The organism is Xanthomonas sacchari (assembly GCF_040529065.1).
Taxonomy (GTDB): domain Bacteria; phylum Pseudomonadota; class Gammaproteobacteria; order Xanthomonadales; family Xanthomonadaceae; genus Xanthomonas_A; species Xanthomonas_A sacchari.
Genome location: NZ_CP132343.1, coordinates 3,830,206 through 3,853,729 on the forward strand (window position 1 = coordinate 3,830,206; position 23,524 = coordinate 3,853,729).

The window sequence follows — 23,524 nt, forward strand, 5'->3', positions numbered from 1 at the left end:
TCCCGTAGGAGCGGCTTCAGCCGCGACGGGTGAAGGCCCGGTCGCGGCTGAAGCCGCTCCTACGGCGACGTCCCACGCATCAACCGCCGCCCTGCTCCGCCAGGGCCGCCTCCACCGCCGCCCAGTCGGCTCCGCGGCCAACGTCGGCGAACTGATACACGATGCGGTGCCGATAGACCTGGCCCGGACGCAGGATGCAATCGGGAAAACCCGGCTGGTTCGGCGCGTCCGGGTAGCCCTGCGGCTCCAGGCAGATGCCGCGGCCCAGCGCCGGATGCTGCCGGTCCAGGCCCTGGCCCTCGTACAACTGCACCGCCGGCATCGGGCTGGCGATGCGCATGGCCACGCCGCTGTGTGGCGAATACAGCAGCGCGGTGCAGTCGTGGCCGTCGGCCAGCACCAGGCAGTGGTCGTAGCCGGCGCTGAGCGACAGCTGCGGATCGGCGGCGATGTCCTTGTCGGCGATGGCCCGCGCCTGGCGGAAATCGAACGGCGTGCCGGCCACCGTGGCGACCTCGCCGCGCGGCAGCAACGCGGCGTCGCCCACCGGCAGGTAACGGTCGGCCGGCACCCGCAGCCACTGCGCCGCGGCGGGCACCGCGGCGTCGCCGGCCAGGTTGAAATAGGGATGATGGGTGAGATTGAGCGGGGTCGGCGCATCGGTCTGCGCGACGAACTCGACGCTCAGGCAGCGGCCATCGACGCGGTAGGTCGCCTCCACCGCGACGTTCCCCGGGTAGCCTTCCTCGCCCGCCGGCGAGTCGTAGCGCAACTGCAACGTGCGCTCGGTCTGCGCCAGCACCGTCCACACCCGCCGGCCGAAGCCCAGCGCGCCGCCGTGCAGGTGGTTGGCGCCCTCGTTGGCGGTGACCGCGTAGTGCCGGCCATCGACGGTGAAGGCCGAGCCGGCGATGCGGTTGCCGAAGCGGCCGACCAGCACGCCCAGGTAGGCCGGGTCGTGCAGGTAGTCCTGCAGCGTCGGCAGCCCCAGCACCAGGTCGGTTTCGCCATGCGCGCCGTGCAGGCGCAGGCTGCGCAACAGGCCGCCGTAGGTCAGCAGTTCGGCGCGCAGGCCGTCGCCGCTGTCCAGGACCATGCGCTGGATGGCGGTACCGTCGGGAAGATGACCGAAAAGCGAGGACATGCAGGAGCCTTGGAAGTCGGTGCGCATGCGCGGGGTCCGCAGCATAACCAGCGAGGACGCGGCGCGGCCATCGCTGCGCGAGCAGCGGCCGTGCGCTGTGCGATAGCGCGCACACTCGCGGACCGGGCTGCGCGGGGGGCAGTGCCGCGTATTGCAATTCGGATATGGCGGCAGCGCATTCGGACATTGGTCCGCTCTGCGCGTCTCTTTTATGCTCGGGACAGGGGCAACCGGGGGCAGGCGCGGAGGCGATGCGCGCCGGGGTTGCGCCACCCGAATGCGGCATCGGTCTGGCGCCACGTCGTGGCCGCCTGCCGGCCGTCGCTTCCACGCGACGCTGGCGACAGCGCCGCCCTACCGACAAGGAGTTCCCGATGCGTTCGCCCCGTTTCCTGAAGCAGCGTGCGGTGCAGTGGCGGCGGCTGCCGCTGATCGCCGCGACGCTCGGCCTGGCGCTGGCCGCCACGCTGGCGCAGGCCGCCGACGTCGAGGTGCGCGGCACCCTGCGTGCCGACCGCCCCGGCGCCGCAGTGTCGCGCCACCTGTTCGGGCAGTTCGCCGAGCACCTGGGCACCGGCATCTACGGCGGCGTTTGGGTCGGCCCGGACTCGAAGATCCCCAACACCCGCGGCTACCGCAACGACGTGGTCGCCGCGCTGAAGGCGCTGGATGTCCCCGACATCCGCTGGCCCGGCGGCTGCTTCGCCGACGAATACCACTGGCGCGACGGCATCGGTCCGCGCAACCAGCGCCCGACCAGCGTCAACACCCACTGGGGCGGCGTGGAGGAACCCAACAGCTTCGGCACCCACGAGTTCATGGATTTCACCGAACTGCTCGGCACGCAGGCCTACGTGGCCGGCAACGTCGGCGACGCGGCGCCGGACGAGATGGCGCAGTGGGTGGAGTACATGACCGCGCCCACGCGCTCGACCCTGGCCGAGCAGCGCCGCCGCAACGGCCGCCAGGCGCCGTGGAAGGTGCCGTTCTTCGGCGTGGGCAACGAACTGTGGGGCTGCGGCGGCAACATGCGCGCCGAATACGCCGCCGACGTGTTCCGCCGCTACCAGACCTTCGTCAAGGCGCCGGCCGACCAGAAGATCATGAAGATCGCTCCCGGCCCCAGCGATGCCGACTATCACTGGACCGAGGTGATGATGCGCGAGGCCACCAAGTTCATGGATGGCCTCAGCCTGCACTACTACACCATCCCCGGCGGCTGGCCGCCGCGCGCCTCCTCGATCAGCTTCGACGAGGCGGCCTGGATCGAGACGCTGTCGCGCACACTCCTGATGGACGAGCTGATCACCAAGCACAGCGCGATCATGGACAAGTACGACCCGGACAAGAAGGTCGCGCTGGTGGTCGACGAATGGGGCACCTGGTACAAGGGCCTGCCCGACGTGAACCCGGGTTTCCTGCGCCAGCAGAACACCTTGCGCGACGCACTGGTGGCCTCGCTCAACCTGGACATCTTCGTCCAGCATGCCGATCGCGTGCGCATGGCCAACATCGCGCAGATGGTCAACGTGCTGCAGGCGATGATCCTCACCGACGGCGACAGGATGCTGCTCACGCCGACCTACCACGTGTTCATGCTGTACAAGCCCTACCAGGACGCGACCGCGCTGCCGCTGCAGATCACGACGCCGGACTACCGGCATGCCGGCTACACGGTGCCGGCGGTGCACGGCTCGGCGGTGCGGGCCAAGGACGGGCACGTGTACGTGGCGCTGACCAATCTGGACCCCAACCGCAGCGCCGACATCGCGGTGCAGGTCGACGGCGTGCAGGCACGCAGCGTCGACGGGCAGATCCTGACCGCCCCGACCATCGATGCACTCAACACCTTCGCCCAGCCGCAGGCGGTGCGCCCGGCCGCGTTCGCAGGTGCCCGCCTGCAAGGCGACACGCTGCAGGTGGCGCTGCCGGCCAAGGCGATCGTGATGCTGAAGTTGCAGTAGCCCGAAGTCACCGTCCCGCTCCTAGCCCCTCTCCCCCCCGGGAGAGGGGTTGGGGTGAGGGTACGTGCGCGCAGCACATCCACTCCTCCCCAATAGCCTGTCGCCGATCAATAGCGCGCGGGACAGACCCACCTGCCAGCGCACCCATCACCTCCGCACATTGAGGGCGCATGCAGCCATCCGCACGATGCACAGCCCCTCTCCCAGCAGAAGGATTTGGATTCCTTGCGTCGCGTGACGCTCCGCGCGCCTAGTCCTCCGGATCGGTCAGCAGCGCGAACAGCGACTGCCCGTCCGGCGCGATCAGGTCGCTGACCGCCCAGCAACCGTTGCCGCGGCGCTGCAGCTCGATCTTGACCGACTGCGCCCGCGCGGCACGACCGCCGAACGCCAAGCGGTAGTCCATGCGCACCTCCACCACGGTGGCCTGCGAACCGCCCGAGACCAGGGTGAAGGTCGGCGCGCCCTGAATGTCGCCGTCCTGCGCGCTGGTCCACGGATCGAAGTCCAGCCGGCACACGCCCTCGCGCGCCGCGCAGCGCTGGTCGGCCTGCAGCGCATGCGCAAAGGATGGCGTCAGCAAGCCGTCCAGGTTCTGCGGCTGCCAGTAGAAATCGCGCGCCTTGTACAGGCGCTCGGCCATCTGCAGCGGCGTCGCGCATGCCGGCGGCTGCGCGGCGGCGAGCGTCGGCGACAGCGCGAGCAAAGTGAGGAAGGCAAGACGGCGATGCATGAGTGGCTCCGGCGATCGGGGCCGGCTATGAAGCCCGGATCGCGGCGCCAACGCAAGCGCGGACAAAAAAAGAGGAGCCGGCGAACCGGCTCCTCGTCCTCCTGCCGCATCGCCAGCAGGCGATCCGGCTCACGCGGCCTTGACCGGCGCATAGCCATCGAAGGTCATGCTCGCCGATGCGCGTCCCTGGGTCAGCGAACGCAATGCGGTGGTATAGGCCTGCAGCTGCGCCAGCGGCGCCTGCGCGACCACCTCGGCACGGGCGCCGCGCTCTTCGATCGCCACGACGCGTCCCTCGCGCCGCTGCAGATCGCCGAGCACGTCGCCGACGCTGCTGGCCGGCGTGTCGATCGCCACCGCCATCACCGGCTCCAGCAACTGCGTGCCGACCTGCGCCAGCGCCGCCTTCACCGCGTCGGACGCCGCGCGCTGGAACGCCAGGTCCGACGAATCCACCGCGTGCGCCTGGCCATCGACCAGCACCACCTCCACGCCGACCACGGGGTGGCCGAGCGGGCCTTGCGCCAGCGCCGCACGCGCACCCTTCTCGGTGGCGGCAATGAAGGCCTTCGGCACCACCCCGCCGCGGCTACGGTCGACGAAGGTGACTGCACCGTCCGCGCGCGGCAGCACATCCAGCACCACCTGCGCGAACTGGCCCTGGCCGCCGTTCTGCTTGGACAGCCGCGCCGCCACGCCCAGCGCAGCCGCGCGCGGCGTTTCCTGGTAGGCCACGCGCGGCGCACCGGTGCGCACGTCCACGTGCCACTCGCTGCGCAATCGCTCGACCATCACCTCCAGGTGCAGTTCGCCCATGCCCCAGATCACCGCTTCACCGGTCTCCGGATCGCTGTCGACGCGGAAGGACGGATCCTCCTGCGCCAACCGCGCCAGGCCCTGGCCCAGCCGCACCAAGTCGGTCGCGTTGGCCGCGCCGAGCCGCCACGCCAGCACCGGCGGCTGTGCGCGGATGCGTTCCAGCACCCACCGCGCCTGCACGCCGCTGAGCGTCTCGCCGCTGACCGCATCCTTCCAGCCGAGCACGGCGACGATCTCGCCGGCCTGGGCCTGCTCCACGTCGTGGGTGCGCTGCGCCTGCACCACCGCCAGCCGCCCGACCCGGCGCGGACGTCGCGCATGCGAGGTCCACACCGTGTCGCCGACGCGCAAGGTGCCCGAATACACGCGCACGAACGCCAGCGGCCCCTGCGCGGTATGCGCGAACTTGAACACCAGCGCCGCCAGCGGACCGGACGGATCCGGAGCCAGCAAGGTCTCGTGCCCGTCCTCGGCGCCGGCATCGGTGTCCGCATCGGCGCGGGCGACGACCGGCGGGCGGTCCAGCGGCGACGGCAGCCAGTCGACGATCGCGTCCAGCAGCGGCTCGATGCCCTTGCCCTTGAACGCCGAGCCGGCCAGCACCGGCACGCCGGCGCCGGCCAGGGTGGCCCGGCGCAAGGCCGCGCGCAGCAATCCGGCGTCGATCGCGCGTTCCTCGAGATAGGCCTGCGCCAGCGCCTCGTCGTGCTCGGCCACCGCAGCGATCAACTGCTCGCGCGCATCCGCGAACGTGGCGTCCTCCTCGGTGTTCCAGGCGCGCGTGTGCAGTTGCCCCGCGTCGTCCCAGGTCAGCAGGCGGCCGCCGACCAGATCGCTCCAGCCGTCGAAACCGGAGTCGCCCGGCAACGGCACGCCGACCGGCCACACCGTCGCGTCGAGCTTGCTGCGCAACTGCGCCAGCACGCCGTCGAACGAGGCGCCGGCACGGTCCATCTTGTTGACGAAGGCGAGCATCGGCACGCCGTGGCGACGCGCCTGCCGCCACACGGTCTCCGACTGCGGCTGCACGCCGTCGACCGCGGAGAACACCGCGACCGCGCCGTCGAGCACGCGCAGCGAACGTTCCACCTCGATCGCGAAATCGATGTGCCCAGGGGTGTCGATCAGGGTCAGGCGATGCGCCGGCTGCCCGGTTGGCGCCCACTGCGCCTGTACCGCGGCCGCGCCGATGGTGATGCCACGGGCGCGCTCGATCTCGGAGAAGTCGGTGGTGGCGGCGCCATCGTGGACTTCGCCGATGCGATGGATCGCGCCGGTGGCCCACAGCAGGCGTTCGGTGAGGGTGGTCTTGCCGGCGTCGATGTGGGCGATGATGCCGAGATTGCGCCAGCGGGAAAGGGTGTGCGTATTCATGAGATAGGTTCCGCAATTGCCAACACGGGGGACGCCGCATGCCCCGGTTGGCGAAGCGGGCATGCGGCTAGGTTTCGGGTTCGGCGGCGTAGTGCATGGCACGTTCTCCTTGGCGTGTCGGAACGGTGGAACAGCGAAAAACAGGCAATAAAAAAGCACCCATCGGGTGCTTGTCTGCGGTGGATCGGCGATGGCCGGCGTTAGCGCACGGCGTCGACCACTCCTTCAGGCAGGCGCACCCGGCCTGCGCTGACGCGCAGGGCGTTGGGCAATATCAGCAGCGGTGCGTGGGCCATGGCGGCAGGACGATCGGGTGGAAATGTGGCCGCAAGTCTGAACCTGTGCGAGGGCTCGGTCAATGCAGGCGGCGCGGCGCCGCTGGAACGGTCCGAAGCGCTGCATGCAACGCTGACATGGCTGGAGGCACTGCCGTCGGTACAGAAGCGCGCGGCCATGCATGCCCGTCCGGCGCCACGGGCGGGACATTTCAATCGGACCGCCCCGATCGCCGCGCCGGTGCGGCAGATGCACCTGCCGGCACCGACACGACGTGCGCCTCACCAACCGATATTGGTGTTCTGGACCAACCCGGCCGCGGCGTTGGGGCCCTTCCAGAGCACGTTGCCCATCGCCACGCCGTACTGGCCGCCGCCCCAAAACAACGATTCCTTGCCACTGGAGCGGCAATGGTTGCCGATGATGCTGACCCTTGAAATGTTGTTGAAGAACATCGCGGTGTCGCGCGTATTGTTGAAGATGTTGTTGTGGACGGTGATGTCGTGGATGCGGCCGACGGTGTCGGAGACCACCGACAACTGGAAGTCGCCGCCCTCGAAGGTGTTGTCGGCGAAGGTGATCGAATTCGCATCCTGGCTCAACGAGCACACCACCGTGCCGGGCGGTCCGGACAACCAGTTGCCGATGCATTTGACGTAGGAACTGTTATTGGTGATCTGCACCGAGGCCACCTTGACCTGATCGATCACGTTGTGCGAAATGTTGATCTCCAGGCCGTGGTCGACGTAGACGCCAATGCCTGCACCGGCCGAGGCGAGAATCGAGTTGTTGACGATTCTGACGCCCTCCGGCTGCGCCGACGTGGACCCCAGATAGACGCCCCCGCAACCAAGCATGTAATTGCCCTCGACGAACGAGTTGATGCCGCCGTCGCGGTTGTAGACCGCATAGTCGCCGATGGAATTGAAGAAGCACTCGCGAATCTGGTAGCCCTCGCCGCCGACGCAGTGAAAGCCGTTGGACAGGAACCGCGAGAACGCCACGCCGCGGATCAGGATGGTGCGGTCGTCGGGACGGTCCGGTGCGGAGTACGCGTATTCGACGCCATTCTGCGCGCGATTCATGCCATCCAGCCCCAGGTCGAACAGCGCGGCGTTGCCGCCGAGCACGTAGACCAGAGCTACGTTGGTGGGAAAGTTCTCGCCTGCACGAATGGCGCAGTTCTGTCCAGAGCCGGCCACCACGAAGCCCGCCGCGCTGTTGACCTTGCTTTTGACGAATAGTGGAAAGTCGACCCGATAAGAGCCCGCGGGAAAGAACACGTAGCCGCCATCGGTCCCCACGCTGTCCAGGGCTGCCTGAATCGCCGGCTGGTCGTTCGTCGCACCATCGCCGACTGCGCCGAAATCCTTGACATTGACGATCGGGGAAGCTGTTGCCGCCGCCTGCGTCGTGTTGGCGCCGGCCACGTCCACGCCAGCCAGCGCCGCCACCCCAGCCATGCCGCCCAGCCCCACAAAGCGGGAAAAATCGCGGCGCGACATTCCGGCCAGGGGACGCTGTCCATTCGAATTCTGTTGCATGTCCATCTCTCGTTTTGGTGAAAAAGGGCGTTGTGGAGAAAGCCGCATCGGCGGCATCACATGTGATCCCAAAAACATTTCAGCCGGCACCCGCCAACGACCGCGATCGCACCGTGAGCCGGCGGTGTGCTGTCAGCGACAGCCGGCGTCAAACACTCCAGATTTCGCCGAACACCCGTTCGAAGTTCGCTCCCAGCACCTTTTCGGCGACCCGGGCACTGTAGCCCTGGCGCAGCAGCGCGTCGGCGACGCGTTCGAGCTTGCGTGGGGTGTTGACGTCGGGCAGGTACGGCAGCCGGTTCTCGCCTGGCGCGCCGATGCCGTCGCGGCGCCGCTGGACCAGGTCCGCGGCGAATGCGCGCCTGTCCTGGTCCGTCGCCGGGAAGAACAGCGAATCGGTACCGATGCCGACATGGTCCTCGCCGCACACGTCCAGTGCGTGCAGCAGGTGGCGCATGTAGTCGGCCAGCTGCGGTTGGCGGCTGTCCTCGGTCAGGAACGGCAGCATGTACACGCCCATCACCCCGCCCTTGTCGGCCAGCGCGCGCAGTTCGGCGTCCGGCTTGTTGCGCAGATGCGCGAACACCGCGGCGCAACCGGCATGGGTGATGACCGGCGGACGCTGCGACAGCGCAATGCCGTCGCGGGTGGTCTGCAGGTTGCAATGGCTGAGATCCAGTGCCACGCCGAGCCGGTTCATGCGCGCGATGGCGTCGCGGCCGAGCGCGGTGACGCCGCCGGTATCCCCATCCAGACAGCCCACCCCGAAAGGCGTGGTGCGGTTGTAGGTCAGTTGCATGACCCGCACGCCGAGCTGGCGGAACAGGTCGATGCGCGCCGGCTTGTCCTCCAGCATCGCCGCCGACTCGAAGGAAAAAATCAACGCCACGCGGCCCTCGCGCTTGGCGAGGCGCAGGTCGGCCGGCTGCAGCACCTTCAGGAAGTGCTGCGGATAGCGCTCGACCAGCGCCTGCGCGGCGGCGATGTCCTGCACGGCGGTCTCGAAGTCGCCGGCGGCACCGCCCAGCGTGGTCTTGAGCGCCGACACGCCGGAGTCGTGCAGCTGCTGCAGCAGTTGCGGCACATCCGGGCCGTCGAACACCTGCCCGATCGAGGCCAGGGCGTTGGCGTCGAGCACCAGCGCACCCCGATACAGCGCCTCGGCACCGCTTGCATTGGCAGCGCCTGCGATGGCGGCCCCAGGCATCAAACCGGCTACTGCGCCTGCGGCAACCGCGCCCAGGCATTGCCGCCGCGTCCATACCGTGCTCATCGCTTCGTCCTCCGGTGCGTCCTGCGCTGTTGACCTGCGCGCGTAACAAGCACGCGGCACGCGGCACGCGGCACGCGGCACGCGGCACGCGAGGCACCATACCGCAAACGCGCCCCACCCCACCACGTGACGCGGCGCGCGCATGGATTTCGCAGCGCCGGCCTCCTATCATCCGCCGACACTTCCAGGACGGCCGCCCATGACCACCCCGCAGATGTCGGTGTACTTCTTCCTGCAGGCGGCGGTGATCCTGCTGGTGTGCCGGCTGGTCGGCCTGCTGGCCAGGCGCCTGGGCCAGCCGCAAGTGGTCGGCGAGATGATCGCCGGCGTGGCACTGGGCCCATCGCTGTTCGGCGCGCTGCTGCCGGACCTGCAGCAGGCGCTGTTTCCCAAGCCGACCCTGGACATGCTGTACGTGGCCGCGCAGTTCGGCGTGGGCCTGTACATGTTCCTGGTCGGCACCGATTTCCGTGGCGACCACTTCCGCACGCGCTACCGCAGCGCGATGGGCGTGTCGCTGGCCGGCATCGCCGTGCCGTTCGTGCTGGCGTTCGTGCTGGCGCCGTGGCTGCTGCACGTGCCGGGGTTGTTCTCGGCCAAGGCCAAGCTGCTGGAGGCCTCGCTGTTCCTGGGCGCGGCCATCGCCATCACCGCGTTCCCGATGCTGGCGCGGATCATCCACGAGCGCGGGCTCACCAACAGTCCGCTGGGCACCCTGGCGCTGACCGCCGGCGCGGTCGACGACGCCGCGGCCTGGTGCATCCTGGCGGTGGTGCTGGCCAGCTTCGGCGGCAGCTGGGGCAGCGCCTATCTAGCGATCGGCGGCGGCGTGGGCTACGCGCTGTTCATGCTGCTGGTCGGCCGCCACTGGCTACGCCGCCTGGCCGACCACGTGCGCCCCGACCAGCCGCTGAGCGCCGGCGTGTTGGCGGTGGTGCTGATGCTGTTCTGCCTCAGCGCCTGGGCGATGGACGCGATCGGCATCCACGCGGTGTTCGGCGGCTTCCTGCTCGGCGCCTGCCTGCCCAAGGGCGCGCTGACCGAGAAGCTGCGCGAGCAGTTGCAACCGTTCGTGGTGGTGTTCCTGCTGCCGATGTTCTTCACCTTCTCCGGCCTCAAGACCGAGTTGAGCGTGCTGCTGGACCCGCAGATCCTGCTGGCCGCCGGCGCGGTCCTGCTGGCCTCGTTCCTGGGCAAGGGCATCGCCTGCTGGGCCGCGGCGCGGATCAGTGGCGAAAACAACCGCAATGCGATGGCGATCGGCGCGCTGATGAACGCGCGTGGGCTGATGGAGCTGATCATCATCAACATCGGCCTGCAGGCCGGGGTGATCGAACAGGGGCTGTTCTCGATCCTGGTGCTGATGGCCATCACCTCCACGCTGATGGCCACCCCGCTGTTCAACTGGGTGATGCGCCGCGCGGGCGGCGACGCACTGCCGGCGGTGGCGGGCGGACGCCCCTGACGCCACGCAGGCGTTAGACGGCGGCAGCGTCGATCGGCGTACACGGATGCGGGAAGAAACGCGCCGTCACAGCGGCGTCAGCCGCCACAGCCCGTAGGGATTGGAGAATAGGTCGCCAGGCTGGAACTGGGTACTCGGCTCGGCCTGGAGCCGGTAGCGCGGCGCGTCCGCCGCGACCGAGAAGGTATGGCCGGCACGCACGTCGGGCGCTTCGTTGAACAGGTAGCAGGTGAAGGTGTGCAGCAGGCCGACCGGGTCGGGCGCCGCCTGCGCCGCGACGATCGCGTCCTTCATGCCGAACTGGTGCATGCCGCAGGAATGCACCTGTTCGCCGGTGATGTTCAGCACATAGGCGCGATGGGTACTGCCTTGCGACAGAGTCATGCACAGCTGCCGCCAAGCGGCCGGGCTGTGGGCGACGCCGCTGCTTTCGACCTTCACTCCCAGGCCGCCGGCATCCAGCACTGCCGCGGCCGCGCGCATCATTGCCTCCGCGCGCACCCGCGAGCCGCCGGCACCGATCAGGTAGACGACCGAGGCGTGCGTCCCGATGCGCGCCATGTCCGCGGAGCCGCGCCAGTGTGGTCCGGCAGCGGCGAACGCGTCGATCATGCGTGCGTCGTGCGGCTCGTATTGCAGTTCGCAGGCCTGGCCGCTGTCCATGTGCATCAGCACCAGCCCGGCGAACAGGTAGCCACCGCTGTCCTGGACGATGCGCGCGAGCAGCTCGGAGCGATCCAGCCATGGACCGGGAATGCACAGCACGATTTTGGGAGGCTCGATCAAGGGAGGCGGCTCCTTGCCGTCAGTGGAATCGCACACGCAAGAACAGTGCACGCGCATGGCCGCCGATGACGCGCCGGCAGTGCGCGCCGCACTCAGGTCAGCGCCGTCATCACGCCCTTGCGGTAGGCCGGGCGCTGCTGCAGGCGCTGGTACCAGGCGTGCAGGTGCGGCAGCGCCGGGCGGTCGATCGGCATCTCGAACCAGGCATAGGCGAAGCTGCCCAGCGGGATGTCGCCCATCGCGAAGTGTTCGCCCGACAGCCACGGCTGCTGCGCTAGCGCGGCGTCGGCGGTGCGCAGCAACGCGGCCGATTGTTCCAGCGCGGCAGCGATCCTGGCCGCATCGCGCTGTTCGGGCCCGGTGCGCAGCACGCCCCAGAACAGATCGCGGAAGGCGCCGGCGAAGCGCGAGGTGGTCCAGTCCATCCACTTGTCGCCGTGGGCGCGCAGCACCGGATCCTGCGGGTACAGCGTGCCAGGCGCGTAGCGCGCGGCCAGGTAGCGCACGATGGCGTTGGATTCCCACAGCGCCAGGCCATCGTCCTCGATCGCCGGCACCAGGCCGTTGGGATTGAGCGCGCGATAGGCCGGTGCGTCGTTGCCGCCGAAGGCGCCACCGACCTCGATGGAGGTGTAGGCCAGGCCGATCTCTTCGGCGCACCACAGCACCTTGCGCACGTTGCTCGAGTTGTGGCGGCCCCAGATGGTCAGCATGTCGGCACTCCGCTTGCGGTTGCCGGATTCTACGCCGGCGCGCTGCGCCAGCGCCCAACGCGGCATGCGCCGCCGCGCCATCGCGGTCGGCGGCGTGCGCGGCGCACCATTCCAGTTTGCGTATCGCGCGGCCGATTTACGTGATTGGTCGGCGCTGGACGGCTGCCCTATCCTGCCGCCAAGGCCTGGCAGACGTGTTGCTGTGCCCTGCCGGACGCATCGCTCCCCTACCGACTTCCCGCCCATGCGCGCATTCGACCGTTCTCCCGCTTTGCGGCTGCTGGCCTGCTGCCTGGCCACCTGCGCCGGCACCGCGATCGCCGCCGATCGCCTCACCGTCGACCTGGGGCAGGACACCGGCCCGTTCCACGGCGGCGCGTCCGGCAGTCTCTACGGCCTCTACGACGCGCGCCTGCCGTCCCCGAACCTGGTCGAGGGCATCGGCCTGCGCAGCGTGGCGACCAAGGCGCAGGACGGGCTGCAGCATCCCGGCGCCGATGCGCTGGAGGTGATCCGTTCCATCGCTAGCGGCTCCGGTGGCGATACCTACATCTACATGACCGACATCCACCGCGGTTTCCCCTACCGCTGGACGCAGGGCGACTGCGCGCAGTCGGTGGCGCATTATCTGGACGAGATCGCGCGCCAGGTCGAACAGGTCAAGGCGCTGCCCGCGCAGTACCGCCGACACGTGGTGTTCGTGCCGTTCAACGAGCCCGAAGGCAACATGTTCGCCAAGGCCGCCGCACCCGGGCAGGCGGGTCCGGACAGTTGCAACGGCGTGGATTGGCGCAGCGACCCGAGCGCCTATTTCGACGCGTGGGACCGTGCATGGCGACGCATCCGCGCCATCCTGCCGGACGCGCGCATCGCCGGCCCCAACACCAGCATCCTGTACGACCAAGACAAGGGGTTCCTGCACCATGCGCTGCGCGCGGGCACCCTGCCGGACGTGGTCACCTGGCACGAGCTGACCAATCCCGCGTCGCTGACGCGCAGTGTGGCCCGCTTCCGCGGCTGGGAGCAGGACCTGTTCGCCGGCACCGCGCTGGCCGGCCGGCACCTGCCGATCAACATCGACGAATACGCGTTCAACTACCACACGTCGGTGCCGGGGCAGATCGTGCAGTGGGCGGCGGCGATCGAAGCGGCGAAGGTCGATGCCGATCTGGCGTACTGGAACATCGACGGCAACCTGAGCGACTCGGCCGTGCAGGCCAATCGCGGCAACGGCCAGTGGTGGCTGCTGAACGCCTATGCCGCGATGCGCGGCATGCGCACCGTGGCGGTCACGCCACCGCATCCCGGGCAGGACGACAGCCTGCAGGCCGTGGCCGCGTTCGACCCGCAGCAGATGCAGGCGCGGGTCCTGTTCGGCGGCGGCAGCGGGCCCGCCACGCTGTCCTTGACCCACGTTCCCCATGCCAGCTTCGGCAAGCAGGCCCGCGTGGTGGTGCACGAAATCCCCTGGACCGGACAGCTCGGCGACGCCGCTGCGCCGCGCCTGCTCGCGGACGTGCAGGTGCCGGTCGTCGCGGACGGCATCGATCTGCAGTTCGGCCACGGCGCGTTGCCGGCGCTGGCGGCCGAATCGGCCTACAGCCTGGTGGTCATGCCCGGCACGCACGGCGGCCCCGCAGGCACGCCGCCACTGCGCTGGCAGCGGCAGTACGAAGCCGAGGACGCCGCGCACCACGGCAGCGGCTACGAACGGCGCGGCCCGGAAGGCTCGCCGCAGGCGCTCGATCGCTTCTTCACCTCCGGCCGCTATGCCGTCGGCGGATTCGCCAGCGCGCGCGACGTGCGCCTGGACGTCCCCATCGAGGTGCCGCAGGACGGCGTGTACGATCTGCGCATTCTCGCCAACAGCTTCAATCAGGATCCGCTGGTCGCCGCACTCGGGCCGACCAACGTCTTCGTGCGCATCGACGGGGACGCGGCCAGCGAACGCGAGGTGATGCTGCCGCTCGGCTACAAGCCGGTGGTGTGGGACCACGCCGACCTGCGCATCGCACTGCGCGCGGGCCGCCATGTGCTTAGCATCGCCAGCACGAGCGCGGACGGGCGCCGGCATACGCACGGCAATGCGCTGATCGATCGCATCAGCCTGTCCTTGCCCGACCCCGCCAGCGACACGCAGGTCTACGAAGCCGAACTCGCCAGACTGGAGGGCGGCGCGCAGGCGCGCTACGACCGCGACGACGTCTCCGGCGCCGGCGCGGTGGCGCTGCCGGCCGGCGCCACCGCCACCTTCTGGGTGTATGCGCCGCAGGCAGGATTGACGCCGTTGTCGCTGGATCTGGCCACGCCCGGCGCGCTGTCGCTCGCCGTCAACGGCCATCCGCTGCAGGCACCTGCGCAGCGCGTGTTCCTGATGGGCGGGATCAACAAGATCGTGGTCGGTGGCAGCACCGAGCGCCCGCTGCTGGATCGCCTGCGTGTAGGCCCCGGCGCCGTGCTCGGCCCGCGCTACGAAGCCGAACAGGCGACGCTCGCCGGCAGCACGCAGCGCACCAAGGCCACGCTCGCCAGCGGCGGCGAGGCGGTCACCGGGATCGGCGGCGCACCCGGCAACGGCAATACGCTCACCTTCGACTCGGTCGCGGTCGCCCGCACCGGTTCGTACATGCTCACCTTGCGCTACGCCAACGACGAGCAGTCGAAGGCGAGCCATTACAACGCCGATCCGCTGGCCCGCATCGGGCGCATCCGCGTCAACGGGGCGCCGCCGATGCTGGCGAGCTTCCCGCACAGCTTCCACCGCAACAACTGGTGGGAACTGAGCGTGCCGATCGAACTGCACGCCGGGCGCAATCGCATCCAGATCTCCGGCGAAGAGGTCCCGGACGCCGACGGCGTCCACTACATCTCGCAGCGCGCGCCCGACATCCTGCTGCGCTCGCGGTACGCACCGGACATCGACTGGATCGCGGTCACCCCGCTGCAGGACGACACCGCGGCGTTGGCGCCCCGCTAGCGGGTGCTGCCGCCGGCAACGCAGGCGCGCGCGAGCGGGCGCGCTGATGCCACGCGGCGACCTGGGTCAGGCAACCGCATCCGCCGCCGGCAGGCGCCGGGCCAGCAACCGCTGCAGCAGGCAGAACAGCAGCAACAGGCCACCGATCACGATGCGCGTCCACCACGAACTGAGGGTGCCGTCGAACACGATCAGGGTCTGGATCGTCCCCAGGATCAGCACCCCGAACAGGGTGCCGATCACGTAGCCGCTGCCGCCGGCGAGCAGGGTGCCGCCGATCACCACCGCGGCGATGGCGTCCAGTTCCAGGCCCTGCGCATGCAGGCTGTAGCCGGACAGCATGTAGAACGTGCACACCACCCCGGCCAGCGCCGAGCAGAAGCCACTGAAGGCATAGACGCGCACCTGGGTCGCCTCCACCGGCAGGCCCATCAGCCGCGCCGAGGCCTCGCTGCCGCCAAGCGCGTACACGCAGCGGCCGAAGCGGGTGCACTGGGTCAGCCACATGCCCAGCGCTACCATCGCCAGCGCGATCAACGCACCGACCGACAGCGACGCGTCGCCGACCAGCGGCAGCCGCGCCTGCGCGATCGCGGTGTACAGCGGGTCGGTGATCGGGATCGAATCGACGCTGATCAGGTAACTGGCGCCGCGCGCCAGGAACATGCCGGCCAGGGTCACCACGAACGGCTGCAAGCGGTAGCGCTGGATCAGCAGGCCCATGAACGCACCGAAGACGCTGCCGAGCAGCAGCACCAGCGGGATCGCCGCCAGCGGCGACCAGCCATGGCGCTCGACCAGCGAGGCCGACAGCACGGTGGTGAACGCCAGCACCGCGCCCACCGACAGGTCGATGCCGCCGCTGAGGATCACCAGGCTCATGCCCACCGCGGCGATGCACAGGAAGGCATTGTCGATCAGCAGATTGGCCAGCACCTGCGGCGCCAGGAAGCCGTCGTAGAGCACTCCGCCGGCCGCGAGCATGGCCACGAACAGCGCCACGGTGATCGCCAGCGGCAAGCGCGCGCCCTGCAGCATGCCCGCCGCCTTGCGCAGGCCGGACCCAACCAGGGATGGAGCCGCCGCGCTCATGGCCGCACCTGCGGCGGCGGCCGCCGGATCCAGCCGCGCAGGTTGGCGCGGAAGCGCGGCGATTGCAGCAGCATCACCGCGAACACCAGCAGCGCCTTGATCAGCATGGTCACCTGCGCCGGCACGCCGAAGGCATAGATGGTCGCGGTCAGGGTCTGGATGATCAGCGCGCCGATCACGCTGCCGGCCAGGCTGAAGCGGCCGCCATCGAGGAGTGTGCCGCCGAGGGTGACCGCGAGGATCGCGTCCAGTTCCATCAATTGCCCGGCGTTGTTGGCGTCGGCGCTCTTGACGTTGGAACTGATCAGCAACCCGGCCAGGCCGGCGCTGAACGCGCAGAACACGTACAGCAACACCGCGATCAGCCGCGCACGCACGCCGGCCACCCGCGCCGCGCGCGGGTTGTGGCCGATCGCGCGCACGAACAGCCCCAGCGCGGTGCGCCCCAGCAGCAGTTGCAACGCCGCGAACACCGCCGCGACCACGAACAGCGCGAACGGCAGGCCGAGCAGGAAGCCGTTGCCCAGATAGAAATACGGCGGGTAGTAGATGGTCAGGATCTGCCCGTCGCCGATCAACTGCGCGATGCCGCGCCCGGCCACCATCAGGATCAGCGTGGCGATGATCGGCTGCATGCCGACCTTGACCACCAGCAGCCCGTTCCACAGCCCGCACAGCGCCGCCACCAGCAGCGGTGCCAGCAGCACCGCCCACAGCGGGAAGCGGCTGTGTTCGCCGCCGCCGATCATCCACGCCGCCACCGTCGCGGCGATCGCCACCACCGCACCGACCGAGATGTCCAGGCCGCGCACCGCGATCACCAGGGTCATGCCCATCGCCACCAGCGCCAGCGGCGCGGCGCGGTTGCCGATGTCGACCAGGTTGCCGTACAGGTGGCCGTCGCGCCATTGCAGGCTCAGGAAGCCCGGATCGAACAGGCCGTTGCCGAGCAGCAACACGGCCAGCGTCGCCAGCGGCCAAAACAGCGGGTGCGTGCGCAGCCGTGCCGGCCAGCGCGCCACGGTGGACTCGGGGGCGGCGGTGGCGTTCATGCCGCGCTCCCGGCGATCAGCTCGAAGATCGCGCGCTCGCCGCAGCCGCCCGGCAGCTCGCCGACCAGCCGGCGTTCGCGCAGCACCGCGATGCGGTCGGCGATGCGCGCGATCTCGGCGACCTCGGCGGAGATGAACAGCACCGCCATGCCCTCGCGGGCCAGGGCCAGGATCCGGGTCATGATCTCCTGCTTGGCGGCGATGTCGATGCCGCGGGTGGGTTCGTCCAGGATCAGCAGCCGCGGCCGCGTCGCCAGCCAGCGCGCCAGCACCACCTTCTGCTGGTTGCCGCCGGACAGCAGCCCCACCGGCGTCTCCAGGCTGGCGGTCTTGATGCCCAGCACGTCCACGTAGCCCTGCGCGATGCGCAGCTGCTCGGCCGGCGCCAGGAACCGGCGCAGGCCCATGCGCGCCTGCAAGGCCAGCACGATGTTCTCGCGCACCGACAGTTCGGCGACGATGCCCTCGGTCTTGCGTTCTTCCGGGCACAGCGCCAGGCCGTGGGCGATTGCGTCGGGCGGGCCGCGCAACGCCACCTCGCGGCCGTCGATCGCCACGCGGCCACGATCGGCACGGTCCAGCCCGAACAGCAACCGCGCCAGTTCGGTGCGGCCGGCGCCGAGCAGGCCGGCCAGGCCAAGCACCTGGCCTTGACGCAGTTGCAGGTCGATCGGCTGCAACTGGCCGCGCCGTCCAAGGCCCTGCGCCTGCAGCAGCGGCGCCGTGTCCTCGGGCGCGGCCGCGCGCACCGCGGCGGCCGCGGCGCTGGCCGGGTCGAGCGCGCGCCCGACCATCGCCGCGACCAGTTGCGGCGCCGGCAATTCCGCCGGCGTGTATTCGCCGACCAGGCGGCCGTTGCGCAGCACGCTGATGCGGTCGGCCACCGCGTACACCTGGTCCAGGAAGTGGGTGACGAACAGGATCGCCATGCCGCCATCGCGCAGCGCGCGCATCACCCGGAACAGTTCGGCCACCTCGCCTTCGTCGAGGCTGGACGTGGGTTCGTCGAGGATCAGCACCCGCGCCGACACGCCGACCGCGCGCGCGATCGCCACCATCTGCTGTACCGCCACCGGATAGCTACCCAGCGCGCGCCGCACGTCGATGGCGATGCCCAGACGCTGCAGACCGGCCCCGGCCTCGCGCTCGACCCGGCGCCAGTCGATGCGCCGCAGCCAGCCGCGCAGCGGGTAGCGGCCGGCGAACAGGTTCTCGGCCACCGACAGGTTCGGGCACAGGTTCACTTCCTGGTACACGGTGCTGATGCCGAGCCGTTGCGCCTGCTGCGGCGACGCCGGCGCCACCACCGCGCCGTCCAGCGCGATACGCCCGGCGTCGGCGGCGGTCACGCCGGTGAGCAGCTTGATCAGGGTCGACTTGCCGGCGCCGTTCTGGCCCATCAACGCGTGGATCTCGCCGCCGCGCAGGCGCAGCGCCACGTCCTCCAGCGCAGCCACGCCGGCGTAGGCCTTGCTCAGTCCCTGCGCCTCCAGCACCAGCGGATGCATGCGCGCGGCCTCAGTACTTGCGCTTGGGCAGTTCGGCCGCGGCCTGGTCCTGGGTGTACACCGATTCCTTCACCACGATGCGCTTGGGCAGCGGCTTGCCGGCCTTGAGGTCGCGGATGGCCTGCACCAGTTGCGGGCCCAGCAGCGGGTTGCATTCGACGGTGACGTTGAGCTTGCCGGCCTGCATCGCCTCGAACGCGCCCTTCACCCCGTCCACCGAGATCACCAGGATGTCCTTGCCCGGCTTCAGGCCGGCTTCCTCGATCGCCTGGATCGCCCCGATCGCCATGTCGTCGTTGTGCGCATAGAGCACGTCGATGTTGCGCCCCTCCGACTTCAGGAACGCCTCCATCACTTCCTTGCCCTTGGCGCGGGTGAAGTCGCCGCTCTGCGAGCGCACGATCTGGAAGCGCGGATGCGCCGCCAGGATCTCCTTGAAGCCCTTCATGCGATCGATCGCCGGCGCCGAGCCGACCGTGCCCTGCAGTTCGACGATGCGCACCGGCTTGTCGCCGTCCTTCAGCGGCGAACGCTCGACCAGCCAGCGCGCCGCCTTGCGTCCTTCCTCGACGAAATCCGAACCGATCAGGGTCACGTACAGACTGTCGTCGGACACCTTCACCGCGCGGTCGGTCAGCACCACCGGGATCTTCGCGGCCTTGGCCTCGCGCAGCACCGTCTCCCAGCCCGACTCCACCACCGGCGAAAACGCGATCACGCCCACGCGCTGGGCGATGAACGAGCGCAGCGCCTTGATCTGGTTCTCCTGCTTCTGCTGCGCGTCGGAGAACTTCAGCGTCATGCCGGCATCGGCGACGGCCTGCTTGATCGAGGCGGTGTTGGCGGTGCGCCATTCGCTCTCGGCGCCGACCTGGCTGAAACCGACGGTGAGTTGCCCCGGCTCCTTGCCGGCGTCCTTGCCGCCGCCGGAACACGCGGCCAGCGCCATCCCCAGCAGTGCCGCGATTCCCAGCGCCCGCATTCCCGACGTGTGCTTGTGCATAGCCCCTCCTCGTTGATGGCACGCTGGCGGCGGACGGGCCCGGAGGCCGCGACGCGCCGCCCACCCTCCCAGGCCGGCGTGCGCTGATTCGATCAGTTCATGGTGCGGATGTGTAAGCCGTCTTGACCGTGGTGTAGAACTCCACCGCATACCGGCCCTGCTCGCGCGGGCCGTAGCTGGAGGCCTTGCGTCCGCCGAACGGCACATGCGGGTCGACGCCGGCGGTGGGCAGGTTGACCATCACCATGCCCACCTGCGCGTGCCGCTTGAAATGCGTGGCGTGCTTCAGCGAGCGCGTGGCGATGCCCGCGCACAGACCGAACTCGGTGTCGTTGGCCAGGGCCAGCGCGTGTTCGTAGTCGTCGGCCACCAGCACCGCGGCGACCGGGCCGAACACCTCCTCGCGGGCGATGCGGTGCTGCGGCTGCGCGGCCACCAGCGCCGGGCGCAGGTAGTAGCCGCGGTGCGCGCACTCCAGCGCCTCGCCGCCGTAGAGCAGTTCGGCGCCTTCCTCGCGGGCGATGCGCAGGTAGTCGCGGTCCTGTTCGAACTGGCTGGCGCTGGCGACCGGGCCGATGTCCACGCCCGGCTCCAGCGCATGGCCGATCTTCAGTGCGGCCAGGCGCGTGCGCACGCGCGCGACGAAGTCGTCGTGCACCGCGCGTTCGACGATCAGCCGGCTCGACGCGGTGCAGCGCTGGCCGGTGGAGAAGTAGGCGCCGTTGACCGCGATCTCCGCCGCCAGGTCCAGGTCGGCATCGGCCAGCACCACCAGCGGATTCTTGCCGCCCATCTCCAGCTGGATCTTCAGCCCGCGCTCGGCGGCCTGGCGCAGCAGCCGGTTGCCGGTGGGCACCGAGCCGGTGAAGCTGAGCGCATCGATGCCGCGCTCGCCGACCAGCGCCTGGCCGACCGTGCTGCCGCTGCCGAGCACCAGGTTGAACGCGCCGTTTGGCAAGCCGGCGCGGCTGAGGATCTCGGCCAGCGCCCAGGCACAGCCGGGCACGATCTCCGCCGGCTTGAACACCACGGTGTTGCCGTAGGCCAGTGCCGGCGCGATCTTCCAGGCCGGGATCGCCAGCGGGAAATTCCACGGCGCGATGATGCCGACGGTGCCGACCGGCTCGCGGGTGATCTCGACGTTGACCCCGGGCCGGGTGGAGGCCAGCGTCTCGCCGGGAATGCGCAGCGCCTCGCCGGCGAAGAACTTGAAGATCTGCCCGGCGCGCGCCGCCTCGCCGATGCTCTCCGGCAAGGTCTTACCCTCTTCCGAGGCCAGCAGCGCGCCCAGTTCCTGCTTGCGCGCCAGGATCTCGCTGCCGACCGCGTCCAGCGCGTCGGCGCGCTGCTGCGGGGTGCTCGCGGCCCACGCCGACTGCGCCGCGTTGGCCGCGGCGATCGCCTCGCGCACCGCGGCCGCGTCGAGGCTGCCGGCTTCGCCGACCGGTGCCGACAGGTCGGACGGATTCTCGTCGGGGGCGAGGTCGTCGCCGGCCACCCAGCGACCGTCGATGTAGCTCTGGAAACGTCGGGTCATGCCTACCTCCGTGCGGTTCTACAGCGCGCGCACGCCGCCCAGGGCGAATCCGCTGTCGACGCGCTGCAAGGGATTGACCAGCGCCGCGCCGAACTCGGCCAGTTCGATCTCGAAGCGGTCGCCGGGCTGCGCCTGCACGCCGTCGGCGAAGCTCAGCGTGGCGGTGCCGAAGAAATGCAGGTGCACGTCGCCGGGCACGCGGTGCGCGACGTACTTGAAATGGTGGTACTCGAGATTGGCCAGCGAATGGCACATGTTGGCCTCGCCGGTGACGAAGGGCTTCTCCCAGATCACCGCATCGCCGCGGCGGATGCGGCTGTGCCCGCGCAGATCGCGCGGCAACGCGCCGCAGCGCAGCTCCGGACCGACCGCGCAGGCGCGCAGCTTGGAATGGGCCAGGTACAGGTAGTTCTGGCGCTCGGTGACGTGGTCGGAGAACTCGTTGCCCAACGCGAAGCCGAGCCGGTACGGCACGCCGTCGGCGCCGATCACGTACAGCCCGACCAGTTCCGGCTCCTCGCCGCCGTCCAGGGCGAAGTCCGGCGACGGCAGCGGCGCACCCGGCGCGACCAGGCTGCTGCCGTCGCCCTTGTAGAACCATTCCGGCTGCGCGCCGGGCTGACCGTCGCGCGGGATGCCGCCTTCCACGCCGAGCTGGAAGATCTTCATCGAATCGGTGAGCGTGCCCTGCGCCGCCTGCTGCTGCAGATTCTGGTGCATGGCATCGCGGGTAGCGGCGCTGCCCAGATGGGTCAGGCCGGTGCCGGTGACCCGGCAATGCGCCGGGTCCGGATGGGTCAACGGCGACAGCACCCGGCCGGCGGCCAGCAGCGCGGCGTAGTCGAGCACGCGCTCGCCGCGCAACTGCTGCGCCTGCGCCTCCAGGCTGGCGCCGGCGGCCAGCGCCGCGTTGGCCAACGCATAGGTCGACGCCACCTCGCGCAGCAGCCGCACCTGGCGGCCGTCGTCTTCCACCACGCCGACGCCGGGCGTGCCGGCGTCATCGAGCAACTGGATCAATCGCATGAATCTGTCGCCTGTCGGAATGCGGACGCGCAGCGGGCGACGCGGGACACGCGTGGCGCGATGCGCCCGACCTATTCTGGCCGGACGACCTATATGCAACAAATATCGGTTTTGGCTTAACGTATACGAACATTCATATCGCTCTGAGCGCCATGCCCGCTGCCCCGCCCTGGTTCGTCCGCGCCCGCCTGAAGACCCGGCAATTGATGCTGCTGCTGGCGATCGAGGAGGAAGGCAACATCCACCGCGCCGCCGAGACCTTGAACATGTCGCAGCCGGCCGCCTCCAAGCTGCTCAAGGACCTGGAGGACATGCTGGCGGTGCCGCTGTTCGAGCGCCTGCCGCGCGGCATGCGCGCCACCTGGTACGGCGAGGCGATGATCCGCCACGCCCGCATCGCCCTGGCCAGCCTCGGCGAGGCCGGCGCCGAGATCGAGGCGCTGAAGGCAGGCTATGCCGGCAGCGTCGGCGTCGGCGCGATCGCAGGCCCAGCGATGAGCCTGCTGCCGTCGGCGCTGGCACAGGTCGGCGCGCAGCATCCGCTGCTGCGGGTGAGCCTGCGCGTGGACGGCAGCGACGTGCTGCTGGAGCAACTGGCGCAGAACAAACTGGACATCGTGGTGGCGCGGCTGTTCGCACGGCACGACAAGCGCCACCTGCACTACCAGGCGCTGGCTGAGGAAAAGGTCTGCGCCATCGCCCGCCCCGGCCATCCGCTGCTGGCGGGGCCGGTGCCGACGCTGGCGGTGTTGGCCGAGACGCCGTGGATCGTGCCGCCGGACGGCAGCGTGTTGCGCCACCGCTTCGAACTGATGTTCCAGAACGCCGGGCTGGAAGCGCCCAAGCGGGTGATCGAGACTTCGGCGCTGGTGGTGCTGCCGCAGTTGCTGCGGCATGGCGACGCGCTGGCGGTGGTACCGGAGGACGTGGCCCGGCATTTCGCCGACCACGGCAGCGTGGCGATCGTGCCGGTGGCGCTGTCCTGCCGCATGGACGCCTTCGGCCTGATCACCCGTCGCGACTGGCTGCTGTCGCCGGGCGCGCGGATCGTGCTGCAGGCGCTGCAGGAGGCGGCGACCTCGGTCTACGGTATCGCCGCACCGTCGCTGTCGACGGACGACTGATTGCGTCTGCGGTAGGAGCGGCTTCAGCCGCGACGCGCAATGCGTGACGCACCTGCCGCTGCCAGGGCAGCCGATCGCGTCGGGACTGAAGTCCCTCCCACAACACCGCCGCCG

At 69.9% G+C, this 23,524-nt stretch carries 17 protein-coding genes; 4 read left to right on the forward strand and 13 right to left on the reverse strand.

Annotated features, from left to right (window positions below):
* Positions 1 to 79 precede the first annotated feature (79 nt).
* Positions 80 to 1,144: an aldose epimerase family protein gene (locus RAB71_RS16070; RefSeq protein ID WP_029561992.1), complete on the reverse strand. Its 1,065-nt coding sequence runs from the start codon at positions 1,142 to 1,144 to the stop codon at positions 80 to 82.
* A 374-nt stretch (positions 1,145 to 1,518) separates the two neighbouring features.
* On the opposite strand from RAB71_RS16070, the gene RAB71_RS16075 reads away from it, so the two are divergent.
* Positions 1,519 to 3,108 carry an alpha-N-arabinofuranosidase gene (locus RAB71_RS16075; RefSeq protein ID WP_010342248.1) on the forward strand — a complete coding sequence of 530 codons (1,590 nt, stop codon included), beginning with the start codon at positions 1,519 to 1,521 and terminating at the stop codon, positions 3,106 to 3,108.
* Positions 3,109 to 3,358: 250 nt separating this feature from the next.
* Here the strand turns inward: RAB71_RS16075 and RAB71_RS16080 are convergent, their stop codons facing one another.
* From RAB71_RS16080 to RAB71_RS16095, 4 genes are all read right to left on the reverse strand, one after another.
* Positions 3,359 to 3,841 (reverse strand): hypothetical protein, encoded by a 483-nt coding sequence (locus tag RAB71_RS16080; RefSeq protein WP_010342249.1) that lies wholly within the window; start codon positions 3,839 to 3,841, stop codon positions 3,359 to 3,361.
* Between the two features lie 129 nt (positions 3,842 to 3,970).
* Entirely contained in the window at positions 3,971 to 6,034 is a 2,064-nt protein-coding gene (gene fusA, locus RAB71_RS16085) for an elongation factor G (RefSeq protein ID WP_010342250.1), read from the reverse strand.
* Positions 6,035 to 6,591: 557 nt separating this feature from the next.
* The gene (locus RAB71_RS16090) at positions 6,592 to 7,854 is read right to left on the reverse strand and encodes a glycosyl hydrolase family 28-related protein (RefSeq protein WP_138985736.1); all 1,263 of its coding nucleotides are present in this window, start codon (positions 7,852 to 7,854) and stop codon (positions 6,592 to 6,594) included.
* A gap of 148 nt (positions 7,855 to 8,002) precedes the next feature.
* Positions 8,003 to 9,061 carry a dipeptidase gene (locus tag RAB71_RS16095; protein WP_010342252.1) on the reverse strand — a complete coding sequence of 353 codons (1,059 nt, stop codon included), beginning with the start codon at positions 9,059 to 9,061 and terminating at the stop codon, positions 8,003 to 8,005.
* A gap of 265 nt (positions 9,062 to 9,326) precedes the next feature.
* Here RAB71_RS16095 and RAB71_RS16100 point away from each other — a divergent pair, with 265 nt between their 5' ends.
* The gene (locus RAB71_RS16100) at positions 9,327 to 10,592 is read left to right on the forward strand and encodes a cation:proton antiporter (RefSeq protein WP_010342253.1); all 1,266 of its coding nucleotides are present in this window, start codon (positions 9,327 to 9,329) and stop codon (positions 10,590 to 10,592) included.
* Positions 10,593 to 10,658: 66 nt separating this feature from the next.
* On the opposite strand, the gene RAB71_RS16105 is transcribed toward RAB71_RS16100, so the two are convergent.
* Both RAB71_RS16105 and RAB71_RS16110 read right to left on the reverse strand, forming a co-directional pair.
* Complete coding sequence (locus RAB71_RS16105) at positions 10,659 to 11,378, reverse strand: hypothetical protein (RefSeq protein ID WP_010342254.1); 720 nt, start codon at positions 11,376 to 11,378, stop codon at positions 10,659 to 10,661.
* A 92-nt stretch (positions 11,379 to 11,470) separates the two neighbouring features.
* Positions 11,471 to 12,091: a glutathione S-transferase family protein gene (locus RAB71_RS16110; RefSeq protein ID WP_010342255.1), complete on the reverse strand. Its 621-nt coding sequence runs from the start codon at positions 12,089 to 12,091 to the stop codon at positions 11,471 to 11,473.
* A gap of 244 nt (positions 12,092 to 12,335) precedes the next feature.
* On the opposite strand from RAB71_RS16110, the gene RAB71_RS16115 reads away from it, so the two are divergent.
* On the forward strand, positions 12,336 to 15,068 hold the full coding sequence (locus tag RAB71_RS16115; RefSeq protein ID WP_199774617.1) for a cellulosome protein: 2,733 nt from the start codon (positions 12,336 to 12,338) through the stop codon (positions 15,066 to 15,068).
* 66 nt (positions 15,069 to 15,134) lie between these two features.
* Here the strand turns inward: RAB71_RS16115 and yjfF are convergent, their stop codons facing one another.
* The 6 genes from yjfF to araD1 form a co-directional block, all read right to left on the reverse strand.
* Complete coding sequence (gene yjfF, locus RAB71_RS16120) at positions 15,135 to 16,160, reverse strand: galactofuranose ABC transporter, permease protein YjfF (RefSeq protein WP_029561994.1); 1,026 nt, start codon at positions 16,158 to 16,160, stop codon at positions 15,135 to 15,137.
* A complete protein-coding gene (locus tag RAB71_RS16125) occupies positions 16,157 to 17,212 on the reverse strand; it encodes an ABC transporter permease (protein ID WP_010342258.1) in 1,056 nt (351 codons plus the stop codon). The genes yjfF and RAB71_RS16125 overlap by 4 nt, the downstream gene beginning before the upstream one ends.
* Positions 17,209 to 18,720 carry a sugar ABC transporter ATP-binding protein gene (locus tag RAB71_RS16130; protein WP_104609583.1) on the reverse strand — a complete coding sequence of 504 codons (1,512 nt, stop codon included), beginning with the start codon at positions 18,718 to 18,720 and terminating at the stop codon, positions 17,209 to 17,211. The genes RAB71_RS16125 and RAB71_RS16130 overlap by 4 nt, the downstream gene beginning before the upstream one ends.
* 10 nt (positions 18,721 to 18,730) lie before the next feature.
* Positions 18,731 to 19,723, reverse strand: a complete 993-nt coding sequence (locus RAB71_RS16135) for an ABC transporter substrate-binding protein (RefSeq protein ID WP_040901044.1) — start codon at positions 19,721 to 19,723, stop codon at positions 18,731 to 18,733.
* Positions 19,724 to 19,820: 97 nt separating this feature from the next.
* Positions 19,821 to 21,260 (reverse strand): aldehyde dehydrogenase family protein, encoded by a 1,440-nt coding sequence (locus RAB71_RS16140; RefSeq protein WP_010341271.1) that lies wholly within the window; start codon positions 21,258 to 21,260, stop codon positions 19,821 to 19,823.
* 18 nt (positions 21,261 to 21,278) lie between these two features.
* Complete coding sequence (gene araD1, locus RAB71_RS16145) at positions 21,279 to 22,286, reverse strand: AraD1 family protein (RefSeq protein ID WP_010341273.1); 1,008 nt, start codon at positions 22,284 to 22,286, stop codon at positions 21,279 to 21,281.
* Positions 22,287 to 22,438: 152 nt separating this feature from the next.
* Here araD1 and RAB71_RS16150 point away from each other — a divergent pair, with 152 nt between their 5' ends.
* Positions 22,439 to 23,410, forward strand: coding sequence for a LysR family transcriptional regulator (locus RAB71_RS16150; protein ID WP_029561866.1), 972 nt, complete (start codon positions 22,439 to 22,441; stop codon positions 23,408 to 23,410).
* Positions 23,411 to 23,524: the final 114 nt, after the last annotated feature.

Excerpts from the sequence above, each read along its gene's own strand:
- RAB71_RS16070 (WP_029561992.1), bottom strand. The coding sequence starts at position 1,144 with ATGTCCTCGCTTTTCGGTCATCTTCCCGACGGTACCGCCATCCAGCGC.
- RAB71_RS16075 (WP_010342248.1), top strand. The coding sequence starts at position 1,519 with ATGCGTTCGCCCCGTTTCCTGAAGCAGCGTGCGGTGCAGTGGCGGCGG.
- RAB71_RS16080 (WP_010342249.1), bottom strand. The coding sequence starts at position 3,841 with ATGCATCGCCGTCTTGCCTTCCTCACTTTGCTCGCGCTGTCGCCGACG.
- fusA (WP_010342250.1), bottom strand. The coding sequence starts at position 6,034 with ATGAATACGCACACCCTTTCCCGCTGGCGCAATCTCGGCATCATCGCC.
- RAB71_RS16090 (WP_138985736.1), bottom strand. The coding sequence starts at position 7,854 with ATGCAACAGAATTCGAATGGACAGCGTCCCCTGGCCGGAATGTCGCGC.
- RAB71_RS16095 (WP_010342252.1), bottom strand. The coding sequence starts at position 9,061 with ATGCCTGGGGCCGCCATCGCAGGCGCTGCCAATGCAAGCGGTGCCGAG.
- RAB71_RS16100 (WP_010342253.1), top strand. The coding sequence starts at position 9,327 with ATGACCACCCCGCAGATGTCGGTGTACTTCTTCCTGCAGGCGGCGGTG.
- RAB71_RS16110 (WP_010342255.1), bottom strand. The coding sequence starts at position 12,091 with ATGCTGACCATCTGGGGCCGCCACAACTCGAGCAACGTGCGCAAGGTG.
- RAB71_RS16115 (WP_199774617.1), top strand. The coding sequence starts at position 12,336 with ATGCGCGCATTCGACCGTTCTCCCGCTTTGCGGCTGCTGGCCTGCTGC.
- yjfF (WP_029561994.1), bottom strand. The coding sequence starts at position 16,160 with ATGAGCGCGGCGGCTCCATCCCTGGTTGGGTCCGGCCTGCGCAAGGCG.
- RAB71_RS16125 (WP_010342258.1), bottom strand. The coding sequence starts at position 17,212 with ATGAACGCCACCGCCGCCCCCGAGTCCACCGTGGCGCGCTGGCCGGCA.
- RAB71_RS16130 (WP_104609583.1), bottom strand. The coding sequence starts at position 18,720 with ATGCATCCGCTGGTGCTGGAGGCGCAGGGACTGAGCAAGGCCTACGCC.
- RAB71_RS16135 (WP_040901044.1), bottom strand. The coding sequence starts at position 19,723 with ATGCACAAGCACACGTCGGGAATGCGGGCGCTGGGAATCGCGGCACTG.
- RAB71_RS16140 (WP_010341271.1), bottom strand. The coding sequence starts at position 21,260 with ATGACCCGACGTTTCCAGAGCTACATCGACGGTCGCTGGGTGGCCGGC.
- araD1 (WP_010341273.1), bottom strand. The coding sequence starts at position 22,286 with ATGCGATTGATCCAGTTGCTCGATGACGCCGGCACGCCCGGCGTCGGC.
- RAB71_RS16150 (WP_029561866.1), top strand. The coding sequence starts at position 22,439 with ATGCCCGCTGCCCCGCCCTGGTTCGTCCGCGCCCGCCTGAAGACCCGG.